The sequence below is a fragment of the Pseudomonas sp. B707 genome (genome assembly GCF_022496685.1).
Classification (GTDB): Bacteria; Pseudomonadota; Gammaproteobacteria; order Pseudomonadales; family Pseudomonadaceae; genus Aquipseudomonas; species Aquipseudomonas paraglycinae.
Genome location: NZ_WTVE01000025.1, coordinates 409,628 through 422,336 on the forward strand (window position 1 = coordinate 409,628; position 12,709 = coordinate 422,336).

General features: G+C 61.6%; 11 protein-coding genes. 9 read left to right on the forward strand and 2 right to left on the reverse strand.

The window, feature by feature from the left end; translation table 11 throughout:
* Positions 1–46 precede the first annotated feature (46 nt).
* Together GQX66_RS14490 and GQX66_RS14495 are read right to left on the reverse strand one after the other, a co-directional pair.
* Positions 47–811 (reverse strand): TOBE domain-containing protein, encoded by a 765-nt coding sequence (locus tag GQX66_RS14490; protein WP_240869807.1) that lies wholly within the window; start codon positions 809–811, stop codon positions 47–49.
* 58 nt (positions 812–869) lie between these two features.
* Positions 870–1,610: a ComF family protein gene (locus GQX66_RS14495; protein WP_240869810.1), complete on the reverse strand. Its 741-nt coding sequence runs from the start codon at positions 1,608–1,610 to the stop codon at positions 870–872.
* Positions 1,611–1,701: 91 nt separating this feature from the next.
* Here GQX66_RS14495 and bioB point away from each other — a divergent pair, with 91 nt between their 5' ends.
* The 9 genes from bioB (at position 1,702) to GQX66_RS14540 (ending at position 12,666) form a co-directional block, all read left to right on the forward strand.
* Complete coding sequence (bioB, locus tag GQX66_RS14500) at positions 1,702–2,757, forward strand: biotin synthase BioB (protein WP_011336244.1); 1,056 nt, start codon at positions 1,702–1,704, stop codon at positions 2,755–2,757.
* 171 nt (positions 2,758–2,928) lie between these two features.
* Positions 2,929–4,107 carry an 8-amino-7-oxononanoate synthase gene (gene bioF, locus GQX66_RS14505; RefSeq protein WP_240869812.1) on the forward strand — a complete coding sequence of 393 codons (1,179 nt, stop codon included), beginning with the start codon at positions 2,929–2,931 and terminating at the stop codon, positions 4,105–4,107.
* On the forward strand, positions 4,100–4,831 hold the full coding sequence (locus GQX66_RS14510) for an alpha/beta fold hydrolase (RefSeq protein ID WP_240869814.1): 732 nt from the start codon (positions 4,100–4,102) through the stop codon (positions 4,829–4,831). Before bioF ends, GQX66_RS14510 begins: the two co-directional genes overlap by 8 nt.
* On the forward strand, positions 4,824–5,630 hold the full coding sequence (bioC, locus tag GQX66_RS14515; RefSeq protein WP_240869820.1) for a malonyl-ACP O-methyltransferase BioC: 807 nt from the start codon (positions 4,824–4,826) through the stop codon (positions 5,628–5,630). Before GQX66_RS14510 ends, bioC begins: the two co-directional genes overlap by 8 nt.
* Positions 5,627–6,307: a dethiobiotin synthase gene (gene bioD / locus GQX66_RS14520; protein ID WP_085697738.1), complete on the forward strand. Its 681-nt coding sequence runs from the start codon at positions 5,627–5,629 to the stop codon at positions 6,305–6,307. The genes bioC and bioD overlap by 4 nt, the downstream gene beginning before the upstream one ends.
* A 106-nt stretch (positions 6,308–6,413) precedes the next feature.
* Positions 6,414–6,710, forward strand: a complete 297-nt coding sequence (locus GQX66_RS14525; protein WP_007959856.1) for a hypothetical protein — start codon at positions 6,414–6,416, stop codon at positions 6,708–6,710.
* Between the two features lie 275 nt (positions 6,711–6,985).
* A complete protein-coding gene (locus GQX66_RS14530) occupies positions 6,986–8,791 on the forward strand; it encodes a phenylacyl-CoA dehydrogenase (protein WP_102685701.1) in 1,806 nt (601 codons plus the stop codon).
* Positions 8,792–9,051: 260 nt separating this feature from the next.
* Entirely contained in the window at positions 9,052–11,166 is a 2,115-nt protein-coding gene (locus GQX66_RS14535) for a cytochrome c peroxidase (protein WP_240869821.1), read from the forward strand.
* Between the two features lie 210 nt (positions 11,167–11,376).
* Positions 11,377–12,666: a GGDEF domain-containing protein gene (locus GQX66_RS14540; RefSeq protein WP_007959861.1), complete on the forward strand. Its 1,290-nt coding sequence runs from the start codon at positions 11,377–11,379 to the stop codon at positions 12,664–12,666.
* The last annotated feature ends 43 nt before the right edge of the window (positions 12,667–12,709 follow it).

Sequence of the window (12,709 nt, forward strand, 5' to 3'; positions counted from 1 at the left end):
GCAGCCACCTTAATGCGGGTCGATGACGCTTTCGTTGCAGCGCTGTTTAGAGCGGTGTTCCGAGCAGCACATTGGACGGGGAAAACTGCACCTGCACCGCTTGCTCGACCGTCAGGCCACGGGTGCGCAAGTCCAGCGGTTCGGCCAGCGCACACAGGGTCTGGCCATTGGGCAGGGCGATGCGCACTTCGCTCGGGCCGTCCTCGGCGTCGAGAATCGCCTCGATCCGGCCGCTCAAAAGGTTGTGGCCGACGGCAGGCGTGGCCTCTGGCGCGAGCAATTCGAGCCAGCCGGCCTTGATCAGCGCCACCACTTCGGTGCCCGGTTGCAGCTCCAGATGCACGGTGCTGTCGTGGGTGATCTGCGCGTCGATCGACAGACCTTCGGCGAGTTCGAGGCGGATCAGGTCGTTGCGGCCCTGACCTTCGATCAGCACGACTTTGCCGTGCAGTTGATTGCGCGCGCTGGTCCTGAGCATCAGCCGACCGAGCAGGTCCAGATCGCTGGCGTCCTCGGCCGCTTCCAGCACCTGGGCCTGCAAGGCTTGCAGCTTTTGATAGAGGCGCAGCACCCGCTCGCCCTCGCTCGACAGTTTGGCGCCACCGCCACCCTTGCCGCCGACCGCGCGCTCGACCAGAGGCTTTTGCGCGAGGTTGTTCAGCTCATCGATGGCATCCCACGCCGCCTTGTAACTCAGACCGGCGCTTTTTGCGGCGCGGGTGATCGAACCCTGTTCGGCGATGTGTTGCAGCAAGGCGATGCGCTGCGGACGGCGGACGATGTGCTGGGACAACAGGGTGGGCAGGGACATGGCGGACGCTTTGTACTGAAGGGTTGAGGGAGGACGTTGGCGGCTCGGGACGTATCCGTCAAGCCGCGTCGCCGGGTTTTGGCGTGCGGGCCAGGCAATACACATCCACCCGCGCGGCGCCGGCGTCCATCAGCAAGCGGGCCAGCGCCTGGGCGGTGGCGCCGGTGGTCAGCACGTCGTCGACCAGGGCCAGGTGCCGGCCTTTCATCTTTGCATCGGGGCTCAAGGCGAAGGCGTGACGCAGATTGCGTTTACGCGCCTTGGCGTTCAGGGCCTGCTGGGCGTCGGTATCCTGCACGCGCAAAAGGCTGTGTTCCTCGCAAGGCAGGTCGAGTGACTTGCCCAGCCACTGCGCGAGCATCGCCGCTTGATTGAAGCCGCGCTGGCGCAGGCGTTTTGGTGCGAGCGGCACTGGCAGCAATGCGTCCGGACGAGGCAGGTCTTCTTCGAAGCGATGTTGAAGGAACTCGCCGAGAACGTCGGCGAGCAAGTGGCCAAGTGGCCATTTGGCGTTGTGCTTGAAACGGGTGATCAACGTGTCCACCGGAATGCTGTAAGTCCATGGCACGGCCACCTGTTCAAAGGCCGGTGGATCGTTCAGGCAGCCCCCACAGGTCAGGCCGCCAGTGGGCAAGGGCAGGGCGCAGGTCAGGCATTGATCGCCCAGCCACGGCAGATCGGTTTCGCAGGCGGTGCAGATCGGGATTTGCGCGTCTGCCGGTTCATCGCACAATAAACAGTTCTGTTTGTTTTTTAACCAGATGTAAACCGGCCTTTCGTAGTGTGGTTGACAGCGCATGGCTCTTCCTTAAATATGCCGAACATCCGTGTCGTGCCTGTGGGTATTCCGTTTCCCCAGGCGCCAGCCAAGCATAACCAAGGAAACGCCCATGAGCGCCAGCACCACTGCCACCCTGCGTCACGACTGGACTTTGGCCGAAGTCAAAGCACTCTTCGTTCAGCCATTCAACGACTTGCTGTTCCAGGCGCAGACGGTGCACCGCGCGCATTTCGACGCCAACCGCGTTCAGGTTTCCACCCTGTTGTCGATCAAGACCGGGGCCTGTCCGGAAGATTGCAAATATTGTCCGCAGTCCGGTCACTACAACACCGGGCTGGAAAAAGAAAAGCTCATGGAAGTGCAGAAAGTCCTCGAAGAGGCTGCCCGCGCCAAGGCCATCGGTTCGACCCGATTCTGCATGGGCGCGGCGTGGAAGCACCCGTCGGCCAAGGACATGCCTTACGTGCTGAAGATGGTCGAAGGCGTGAAGGCCATGGGCCTGGAAACCTGCATGACCCTCGGCCGTCTCGATCAGGACCAGACCGAAGCCCTGGCCAAGGCCGGGCTCGACTACTACAACCACAACCTCGACACCTCGCCGGAGTTCTACGGCAGCATCATCACCACCCGCACCTATGCCGAGCGTCTGCAGACCCTGGCCTATGTGCGCGATGCGGGGATGAAAATCTGCTCCGGCGGCATTCTCGGCATGGGCGAGTCCCTCGATGACCGCGCCAACCTGCTGATCCAGCTGGCCAACCTGCCGGAGCATCCGGAGTCGGTGCCGATCAACATGCTGGTGAAAGTGGCCGGCACGCCGCTGGAAAACGCCGACGACGTCGATCCGTTCGATTTCATCCGCATGCTCGCCGTGGCGCGCATCCTGATGCCGCAATCCCACGTGCGCTTGTCCGCCGGTCGCGAAGCGATGAACGAGCAGATGCAGGCCCTGGCATTCTTCGCCGGTGCCAACTCGATCTTCTACGGCGACAAGCTGCTGACCACCGCCAACCCGCAGGCCGACAAGGACATGCAGCTGTTCGCACGCCTGGGCATTCAGCCGGAAGCCCGCGAAGAGCATGCCGACGAAGTCCACCAGGCCGCCATCGAGCAGGCGCTGGTGGAGCAGAAGAGCAGCGAGCAGTTCTACAACGCGGCGGTCTGAAACTCGCCCCGATTTGCTGAAGGAACACTCCCCTGTGGGAGCTGGCTTGCCAGCGATAGCGGACTGACAGTCGACACTGATGTTGAATGTGGCGCCGCCATCGCTGGCAAGCCAGCTCCCACAAGGTCGGTGTCCATCCTGATTCATGTGATTTGACTGTTCGAGGCTTGCATGTCTTTCGATCTCGCCGCACGCCTTGCTGCCCGTCGTGCCGACAATCTCTATCGCCAGCGACCGCTGCTTGAAAGCCCACAAGGGCCGCAAGTGGTGGTCGACGGTCAGCCGTTGCTGGCGTTCTGCAACAACGATTACCTGGGCCTGGCCAATCATCCGCAAGTGATCGAAGCCTGGCGCGCCGGTGCGTCGAAGTGGGGCGTCGGCGGCGGTGCCTCGCATCTGGTGATCGGCCACAGCGGCCCGCATCACGCGCTTGAAGAGGCTTTGGCGGATCTCACCGGACGGCCGCGTGCGCTGTTGTTCACCACCGGTTACATGGCCAACCTTGGCGCGGTCACCGCATTGGTCGGGCAGGGCGATACGGTGCTGGAAGACCGGCTCAATCATGCGTCGTTACTGGATGCCGGCCTGTTGTCCGGCGCGCGATTCAATCGCTATTTGCACAACGACGCCGACAGCCTCGCCAAGCGTCTGGAAAAGGCCACCGGCAATACTTTGGTGGTCACTGACGGCGTATTCAGCATGGACGGCGACCTTGCCGATCTGCCGGCGCTGGCCCGGGAAGCCAAGGCCAAAGGCGCCTGGCTGATGGTCGATGACGCTCACGGTTTCGGCCCGCTGGGGGCGAACGGTGGCGGCATCGTCGAACATTTCGGTTTGAGCCAGGAGGATGTGCCGGTGCTGGTCGGCACGCTCGGCAAAGCGTTCGGTACGGCGGGTGCGTTCGTCGCCGGCAGTGAAGAGCTGATCGAAAGTTTGATCCAGTTCGCCCGTCCGTACATCTACACCACCAGCCAGCCGCCGGCGCTGGCCTGTGCGACCTTGAAGAGCCTCGAACTGCTGCGCAGCGAGCACTGGCGTCGCGAGCATTTGCAGACGCTGATCCGCCAGTTCCGCCACGGCGCTGAGCAGATCGGTCTGGAGCTGATGGACAGCTTCACGCCGATCCAGCCGATCCTGATCGGCGATGCCGGTCGCGCTGTGCGTCTGTCGCAGATGCTGCGCGAGCGTGGGCTGATGGTCACCGCGATCCGTCCGCCGACCGTGCCTGCCGGCAGCGCGCGGTTGCGGGTGACGCTGACCGCCGCCCACAGCGAGGCGCAGGTGCAGCTATTGTTAGAAGGACTGGCCGATTGCTTTGCGCAACTCAAGTCGGAGCCAAGCCATGCGTGATCGCCTGATTCTGCTACCGGGCTGGGGCCTCGGCGTTTCGCCGCTGGAGCCGCTGGCCGCTGCGTTGCGCGGACTCGACGAACACCTGCAAGTCGACATCGAGCCGTTGCCGGAGCTGGACTCCAGCGATCTGCAAGACTGGCTCGACGAGCTCGATGAGCGCATCTCCGAAGATACCTGGCTCGGTGGCTGGTCACTGGGAGGCATGCTCGCGTCCGAGCTGGCGGCGCGGCGTGGCGAACATTGCTGCGGCTTGCTGACCCTGGCGAGCAATCCTTCGTTTGTCGCCCATGAACAGTGGCCGAGCGCGATGCCCGGCGAGATCTTCGATGCGTTTCTGGCCGGCTGCAGCGTCGATCCCCGCACGACCCTCAAGCGATTCTCTCTGCTGTGCGCCCAGGGCGCGCAAGACGCGCGCGGCTTGTCGCGGCTGTTGCTCGGCGGCGCGCCGAATACCTCGCCGGCCGCGTTGATGGCGGGACTTGAACTGTTGGCCCAGATCGATACGCGCGATGCCTTGCAGGCGTTTCGTGGTCCGCAATTGCATCTGTTTGGCGGGCTGGACGGGTTGGTGCCGGCGGAGGCCGCGGGCGAGCTGTTCGCGTTGCTGGCAGATGTCGAGGTCGGTCTGATCGAGCAGGCCAGCCATGCGTTTCTTCTGGAAGACCCCCACGGTGTGGCCGGTGCGATCCAGGCGTTTTTAAGTGAGTGCGGTGATGACTGATTTGTCTGTTGCGGCGTTGCCCGGCGGCTTGCCTGACAAGCGCCAGGTCGCGGCTTCTTTTTCTCGCGCAGCGGCGAGCTATGACAGCGTCGCCGAGTTGCAGCGCGATGTCGGTGCGCAGTTGATGAATCGCTTGCCGGTGGATTTTCGGCCGGCACGCTGGCTGGATCTGGGCTGCGGCACCGGGTATTTCACTCGGGCACTGGCCGAGCGATTTGGTGAGGGGCTGGCGCTGGATATCGCGGAGGGCATGCTCAATCACGCGCGGCCGTTGGGCGGGGCCACGTACTTCATTGCTGGCGATGCCGAACGTTTGCCGTTGCAGGATTCGACGTGTGATCTGATCTTCTCCAGCCTCGCCGTGCAGTGGTGCGCGGACTTCGAAGCGGTGCTCGGCGAAGCGTTTCGGGTGCTGAAACCGGGGGGGATTTTCGCGTTTGCTAGTCTTTGTGTAGGAACGCTGTACGAATTGCGCGACAGCTGGCGTCAGGTCGATGGTCTGGTGCACGTCAACCGTTTCCGCGAGTTCGCCCGCTACGAGCAATTGTGCTCGGCCAGTGGTTTGCGCAGTGTTTGTCTGGAGAACCGGCCGCATGTGCTGCATTACCCGGATGTGCGCAGCCTGACCCATGAACTCAAGGCCTTGGGTGCGCATAACCTGAACCCCGGCCGGCCGGGCGGATTGACCGGTCGGGCGCGGATTCTGGGGCTGGTCGAAGCCTATGAGCAGTTCCGTCAGCCGCAGGGCTTGCCGGCGACTTATCAGGTGGTCTACGCCGTGTTGGAGAAAACCTTATGAGCGCAGCCTATTTCATCACCGGAACCGACACTGACGTTGGCAAGACCACCGTCGCCGCCGGGTTGCTGCACGCTGCGCGGTCGGCGGGGCTGAGTACGGCGGCGGGCAAACCGGTGGCGTCCGGTTGTGTGGTGACGCCCAAAGGTTTGCGCAATTCCGATGCGCTGGCGTTGCAGGCCGAATGCTCGTTGCCGCTGACGTATCAACAGGTCAACCCGGTGGCGTTCGAGCCGGCGATCGCGCCGCATCTGGCAGCGCGCGAGGCGGGTGTGGCGCTGACCGTGCAATCGTTGCTGGCGCCGATGCGCGAGATTCTGGCCATGAATGCCGACTTCACGCTGATCGAAGGCGCGGGCGGCTGGCGGGTGCCGTTGGCGGATCAGGACAATCTGTCGGATCTGGCGATTGCGCTGAAGCTGCCTGTGATTCTGGTGGTCGGCGTGCGTCTGGGTTGCATCAGCCATGCGTTGCTGACGGCCGAGGCGATTGCCCGGGACGGGCTGCAACTGGCGGGATGGGTGGCGAATATCATTGATCCGAAGACGTCGCGGCTGGAGGAAAACCTCGCGACACTGGCCGAGCGGATTCCGGCGCCGTGCCTGGGGCGGGTGCCGAAACTCAAGGCGGTCAGCGCCGAAGCGGTCGCCGATCACTTGCAACTGGATCTGCTCGACTGATTTTGGCTATGACAAGGCACTGTGCCATTAGTGTTTTTGACGGGTGTTTTTCTGATGCCTCTGGTTCAATGGCACCCATTGATCCTTCCCAAGGATGAGAGCTCCCATGGAAATCTCCGGAAACACAGCTTTTTATGCAGGTCTGAGCACCATTCAGACCGGGCAGAACCGCGTCGATCAGGCCGCCAGCCAGATTGCCAGCAGCACCATCGAGCGTTCGGTCACCAGCCAATCTTCGGAAGTACAGGTCGATCGTCTGCGTTCCGTGGATCGCGCCCAGCAATCGGATCTGGCAAGCAACATGGTCGAGATGGCTCAAGGCAAGTTTCAGGCGGAACTGGGCGTGAAAGTCGCCAAGGCTTCCGATGAAATGCTCGGTACGATCATCGATACCTTCGCCTGATTTTTTGATCTGCGCTTTGCCAGACGCCGCGACTGTTCGCGGCGTTTTTCGTTGTAAGTCCTTCTCCCTCAACTAATCTTTTTTCAGTGCACATGGCTCGGTCGGGCGTATGTCGTGTTGCTGTGTCCGGCGTTCGGAAAATGTGATGACGAATGGCAAAAGAACGACGCTTGACAAGATTTCGGCGTAAACGTATGTTTCAAACAACTGTTTGACCGTCACAACAAATCAACGCGGTCGTTCATTCCCGGTTACATCAGCAGAGGTTTATCGCTATGCCTGACTACAAGGCCCCCTTGCGTGATATTCGCTTCGTTCGTGACGAACTGCTCGGCTACGAAGCGCACTATCAGAGCCTTCCAGCGTGTGCAGAAGCAACGCCGGACATGGTTGACGCCATTCTCGAAGAGGGCGCCAAGTTTTGTGAGCAGGTGCTGGCACCGCTGAACCGCGTGGGTGACACCGAAGGCTGCACCTGGAGCGAGTCCGGCGTGAAAACCCCGACCGGCTTCAAAGAGGCCTACAAGCAATTCGTCGAAGGCGGCTGGCCAAGCCTGGCCCATGACGTCGAGCACGGCGGTCAGGGCCTGCCTGAGTCGCTGGGTCTGGCAGTCAGCGAAATGGTCGGCGAAGCCAACTGGTCCTGGGGCATGTACCCAGGCCTGTCGCACGGCGCGATGAACACCATCTCCGAGCACGGCACCCCAGAACAACAAGAAGCCTATCTGACCAAACTGGTCTCCGGTGAGTGGACCGGCACCATGTGCCTGACCGAGCCGCACTGCGGCACCGACCTGGGCATGCTGCGCACCAAGGCCGAACCTCAGGCCGACGGTTCCTACAAAGTTTCCGGCACCAAGATCTTCATCTCGGCCGGTGAACACGACATGGCCGACAACATCGTCCACATCGTGCTGGCCCGCCTGCCGGACGCACCGGCCGGCACCAAAGGCATTTCCCTGTTCATCGTTCCGAAGTTCATGCCAAACGCTGACGGTACTGTTGGTGCACGCAACGCCGTGACCTGCGGTTCGATCGAACACAAGATGGGCATCCACGGCAACGCGACCTGCGTGATGAACTTCGACGGCGCGACCGGTTTCCTGATCGGCCCGGCGAACAAAGGCCTGAACTGCATGTTCACCTTCATGAACACCGCACGTCTGGGTACCGCGCTGCAAGGTCTGGCCCACGCCGAAATCGGCTTCCAGGGCGGCCTGAAGTACGCTCGCGATCGCCTGCAAATGCGTTCCCTGACTGGCCCGAAAGCGCCGGACAAGGCCGCTGACCCGATCATCGTTCACCCAGACGTACGCCGCATGCTGTTGACCATGAAAGCATTCGCCGAAGGCAACCGTGCGATGGTGTACTTCACCGCCAAGCAGGTCGACATCGTCAAATACGGCGTGGACGAAGAAGAGAAGAAGAAAGCCGACGCACTGCTGGCCTTCATGACTCCGATCGCCAAAGCGTTCATGACCGAAGTCGGTTTCGAATCCGCCAACCACGGCGTACAGATCTACGGCGGCCACGGCTTCATCGCCGAGTGGGGCATGGAGCAGAACGTTCGCGACAGCCGCATCTCGATGCTGTACGAAGGCACCACCGGTATCCAGGCACTCGACCTGCTGGGCCGTAAAGTGCTGATGACTCAAGGCGAGGCTCTGAAAGGCTTCACCAAGATCGTCCACAAGTTCTGCCAGAACAACGAAGGCAACGAAGCCGTCAAAGAATTCGTCGCACCGTTGGCTGCACTGAACAAAGAGTGGGGCGAACTGACCATGAAGGTCGGTATGGCCGCCATGAAAGATCGCGAAGAAGTCGGCGCGGCCTCCGTGGACTACCTGATGTACTCCGGTTACGCCTGCCTGGCCTACTTCTGGGCTGACATGGCGCGTCTGGCTGCCGAAAAACTGGCTGCCGGCACCACCGACGAGGCGTTCTACACCGCCAAGCTGCAAACCGCGCGCTTCTACTTCCAGCGCATCCTGCCGCGTACCCGTACGCACGTGGCCACCATGCTGTCGGGCGCCAACAACCTGATGGACATGAAAGAAGAAGACTTCGCACTGGGCTACTAAGCCTTAACGCAGTCCTTCAAAAAACCGCTGCTCCTTCGGGGGCAGCGGTTTTTTTGTGCCCGGATTTCCCCAATCCCGGGGCTGATTCCCCAGAATTGATGAGGGGGCTGCTCAGCCGACCCCTTGCGGTTATTGATTCAAAATGTTTCCAGAAGAGTGGCCAATTAATTGCACTGCCCGATTTACCGGTGCTAACCAGAACTGCCTGCTCAAAGAAGCAAGACGCCCGGCACTTAACAACAACAGTCAGGGTGAAGCCTATGAACATCAGTCGACTCGCTCGTTTGACCTTCTGGTTACCTGTTGCGCTATCAGTCCAAAGCGCATGGGCCGCCGACCCCGCCGTGGTCGATCCTCCCGTACCGGAGGTGCCTTCGCTGCAATCACTGCGCGGGATGGTGCCCCCTGATCCGTCCGGAACCGAAGGCGGGCGCAAGGTCGACCTGATGACCGACTACGTGCTCAATCGCCAGGCCGCGATCCTGCTGGGCAAAGCGCTGTTCTGGGACATGGAGATCGGCAGCGACGGCTCCACGGCATGCGCTTCCTGCCACTACCACGCCGGCGTCGACCACCGCATCACCAACCAGCTCAACCCCGGCCAGGCCCATACCAACGCCAATGTCGCGTCGATCTTCAACAAGCCGTTTGTAGCCTCGGACATTCCCGGTGATGTGGCGTCCTACGCGACGTTGTCCGGCGGCAAGGGCGGTCCGAACTACACGCTGAAGAAAACCGACTTCCCGACCCACGTGCTGAGCAATCCGCTGGAGCGCAACTCGCCCATCGTGTACTCGACGGACGATGTGGTCGGCTCGCAAGGCGTGTTCGACGCCAACTTCGTCAAACCCAATCAGGCGCGTTTCGACAAATGTACTCAGCAGCCGGACGGTATTTTCCAGGTCGGTGGCATCAACGTGCGTCGCAGCACCGGGCGCAACGCGCCGTCGGTAATCAATGCCGCGTTCAACGTGCGCAACTTCTGGGACGGTCGGGCCAACAACGTGTTCAACGGCTTCTCGCCGTTCGGCAATCGCGACCCGGATGCCGGGATTTACGTGACCAGTGAACGCAGCACGGTCGCCACCAAAGTGCGGCTGGCGCTCAACGATGCGTCAGCCGCCTCGCAAGCCGTCGGCCCGCCCGGCAGCCCGGTGGAAATGTCCTGCGGTGGCCGTACCTTTGCCGACATCGGTCGCAGGATGCTCGACACGTTGATGCTCAAGCAGCAACGAATTTCGTCTACCGACTCGGTGCTGGCTCCGGTATCCGGCGCGCGGCGGCCGACCTATCGCGAGCTGATCAAGAACGCCTTCCAGCCTAGGCTGTGGAACGCCACGCAAAACGTTCTGGTGGGCGGTGCGCCGTACACCCAGATGGAGGCCAACTTCCCGCTGTTCTTCGGCCTGGCGATCCAGATGTATGAGGCCACGCTGGTGTCCGATCAGGCGCCGATCGATGCCTACCTGCAGGGCGATCACACCGCGATGAACGCGCAACAGGTCGAGGGCATGAACCTGTTTCTCGGCAAGGGCAAATGCGTCAATTGCCACGGCGGGCCGGAGTTGACCAACGCCGCCAGCCGCCTGCTGATGCATCCGCGCGAACGCATCGAACGCATGGTGATGGCCGACAACCTGACCACCCTTTACGACAACGGCTTCTACAACACCGGTGTGCGTCCGACTTCGGAAGACCTGGCCCTCGGCGGTGCGGATGCGTGGGGCAATCCATGGTCGTTCACCCGTCAGTACAACACCGTGTTGCAGGGCGGCCGTTCGGTGGATCCGCTGGACGTCGATGTCTGCACGTTCGAGGCGCCGTTGAGCGCTGCGATTCCGTGCGATGCCACGCTCAAACCAAATGCTGGTTTCCGCGATTCGGTCGATGGCGCGTTCAAGACGCCGACCCTGCGCAACATCGCCCTGACCGGCCCGTATTTCCACAACGGCAGCCGCTCGACGCTTAAACAGGTGATGGAGTTCTACAACCGTGGCGGTGACCGGCGCGGCGAAGACGCCAACAACACCAGCGGCTTCGAGCATCCGGCGGTGAACCAGCACAACACTTCCAACCTCGATCCGGACATGACGGCGCTGAACCTGACGCCTGCCGAAATCGATGCCGTGGTGAAATTCATGGAAGTCGGCCTGACCGATCCGCGCGTGGCCTGGGAACGCGCACCGTTCGATCATCCATCGCTGGTGATCCCGCAGGGCCATATCGGCGACGAGAATGCTGTGACCCAGCGCCCGGCCAGTCCGAAAGTCACGACCCGTCAGGCGATGGACGCATCGCTCAATCTCAAGCCTTACGGTGCTGAAGGCCGGCCGGCGGCAGAGGGGCCATTGCAGCCGTTCTACAACGATCTCTGAGCAGAAAAACACACCATGGCCATCAAAGATGATGGCCATGGTGGCCGTCTAGCGACCATTGCATAAAAAACCTGACTAAATCCCTCAGCAACCGCAGATTTCGGCCGTTAAAGAGACAGCCTGTGATCTGGATCACATTGTGTGTGCTTAACTGACCACATTGCAGGCACAATGCCATCTCTTTGCCATGACGGGTCGGAGCTTTTACCCTTGCCGCGTTCTTCCGCTGTACGTTTCAGTCATTTCCTACCTTCACTGCTGTTGTTGCTCGCGGGGTTGGCGGCTGCGTACGTCAAAGACCTCAACGTGTTCTTCACCTCGCTGTTTAACGTGTTGCCGACCTTGGTGCTGCTGTTGGGCGGTTCGTACTGTGCGGTTTACCGACGCCAGCGCGAGCTGTTTCTGATGGTCACGGTGTACATCGCCTACTTCCTGCTTGACACCCAGACGGACTATTACCGCGACAACGGCAAGGTTCGCGAAGACGCGGCCGTGGTGTTCCACCTGGTCTGTCTGCTATTGCCGCTGTTGTTCGGACTATTCGCCGCGTGGCAGGAGCGCACGCACCTGTTCCAGGACATGGTCGCGCGCTTCGCAGTGCTGCTGGCATTTGGCAGCGTGGCGCTGGGGCTTGAGCAAAGTTATCCGCAGGCGTTGCTGATGTGGCTTTCCGAGATCCGCTGGCCGGCGCTGCATGGCGCATGGATGAGCCTGATCCAGTTGTCGTATCCGGTGTTCATCTCGGCGTTCCTGCTGCTGGCCTGGCAATACTGGCGCAACCCGCGTCCATTGCACGCGGCGCAACTGGTGGGGTTGCTCGGGGTGTTCTGGATGCTGCCGAAAACCTTCATCCTGCCGTTCACCCTGAACATCATGTGCAGCCAGGTCATGCTGATGATTGCGGCAGCGGTAGCGCACGAGGCCTATCAAATGGCCTTCCGCGACGAACTTACCGGTTTGCCGGGCCGCCGCGCACTCAACGAGCGCATGCAGCGTCTGGGTCGCAACTATGTGCTGGCGATGAGCGACGTCGATCACTTCAAGAAATTCAACGACACCCACGGCCACGACGTGGGGGATCAGGTCCTGCGACTGGTCGCCAGCAAGCTGTCCAAAATCAGCGGCGGCGGTAGGGCTTATCGCTATGGCGGTGAGGAATTCGCCTTGGTGTTTGCGGGCAAGACTCTTGAAGAGTGCATGCCGCACCTGGAAGTCATCCGTGAGTCGATTGCGTCCTACAACATTCAGCTGCGAAATCAGGAAAGCCGCCCGCAGGATGATCAGCAGGGCCGTCAGCGTCGCTCGGGGTCGGGCGCGTCCAGCGTGTCGGTCACCGTCAGCATCGGCGTGGCCGAACGCCTGGAACAGCGCACCCCGGAAGAGGTGCTGAAATCCGCCGACCAGGCCCTCTACAGCGCCAAGGGCGCAGGCCGTAACTGCGTGATGGCGTTCGGTCAGAACCGCCGTGGCGCGGTGCGCATGGACAACGCCGCAGGTTGAGTGATGACGGCGCATTCAGCGTCTGGACAGTGATTGTGGGGCA

Coding starts and splice junctions, on each gene's coding strand:
- GQX66_RS14490 (WP_240869807.1), bottom strand. CDS start 811: ATGTCCCTGCCCACCCTGTTGTCCCAGCACATCGTCCGCCGTCCGCAG.
- GQX66_RS14495 (WP_240869810.1), bottom strand. CDS start 1,610: ATGCGCTGTCAACCACACTACGAAAGGCCGGTTTACATCTGGTTAAAA.
- bioB (WP_011336244.1), top strand. CDS start 1,702: ATGAGCGCCAGCACCACTGCCACCCTGCGTCACGACTGGACTTTGGCC.
- bioF (WP_240869812.1), top strand. CDS start 2,929: ATGTCTTTCGATCTCGCCGCACGCCTTGCTGCCCGTCGTGCCGACAAT.
- GQX66_RS14510 (WP_240869814.1), top strand. CDS start 4,100: ATGCGTGATCGCCTGATTCTGCTACCGGGCTGGGGCCTCGGCGTTTCG.
- bioC (WP_240869820.1), top strand. CDS start 4,824: ATGACTGATTTGTCTGTTGCGGCGTTGCCCGGCGGCTTGCCTGACAAG.
- bioD (WP_085697738.1), top strand. CDS start 5,627: ATGAGCGCAGCCTATTTCATCACCGGAACCGACACTGACGTTGGCAAG.
- GQX66_RS14525 (WP_007959856.1), top strand. CDS start 6,414: ATGGAAATCTCCGGAAACACAGCTTTTTATGCAGGTCTGAGCACCATT.
- GQX66_RS14530 (WP_102685701.1), top strand. CDS start 6,986: ATGCCTGACTACAAGGCCCCCTTGCGTGATATTCGCTTCGTTCGTGAC.
- GQX66_RS14535 (WP_240869821.1), top strand. CDS start 9,052: ATGAACATCAGTCGACTCGCTCGTTTGACCTTCTGGTTACCTGTTGCG.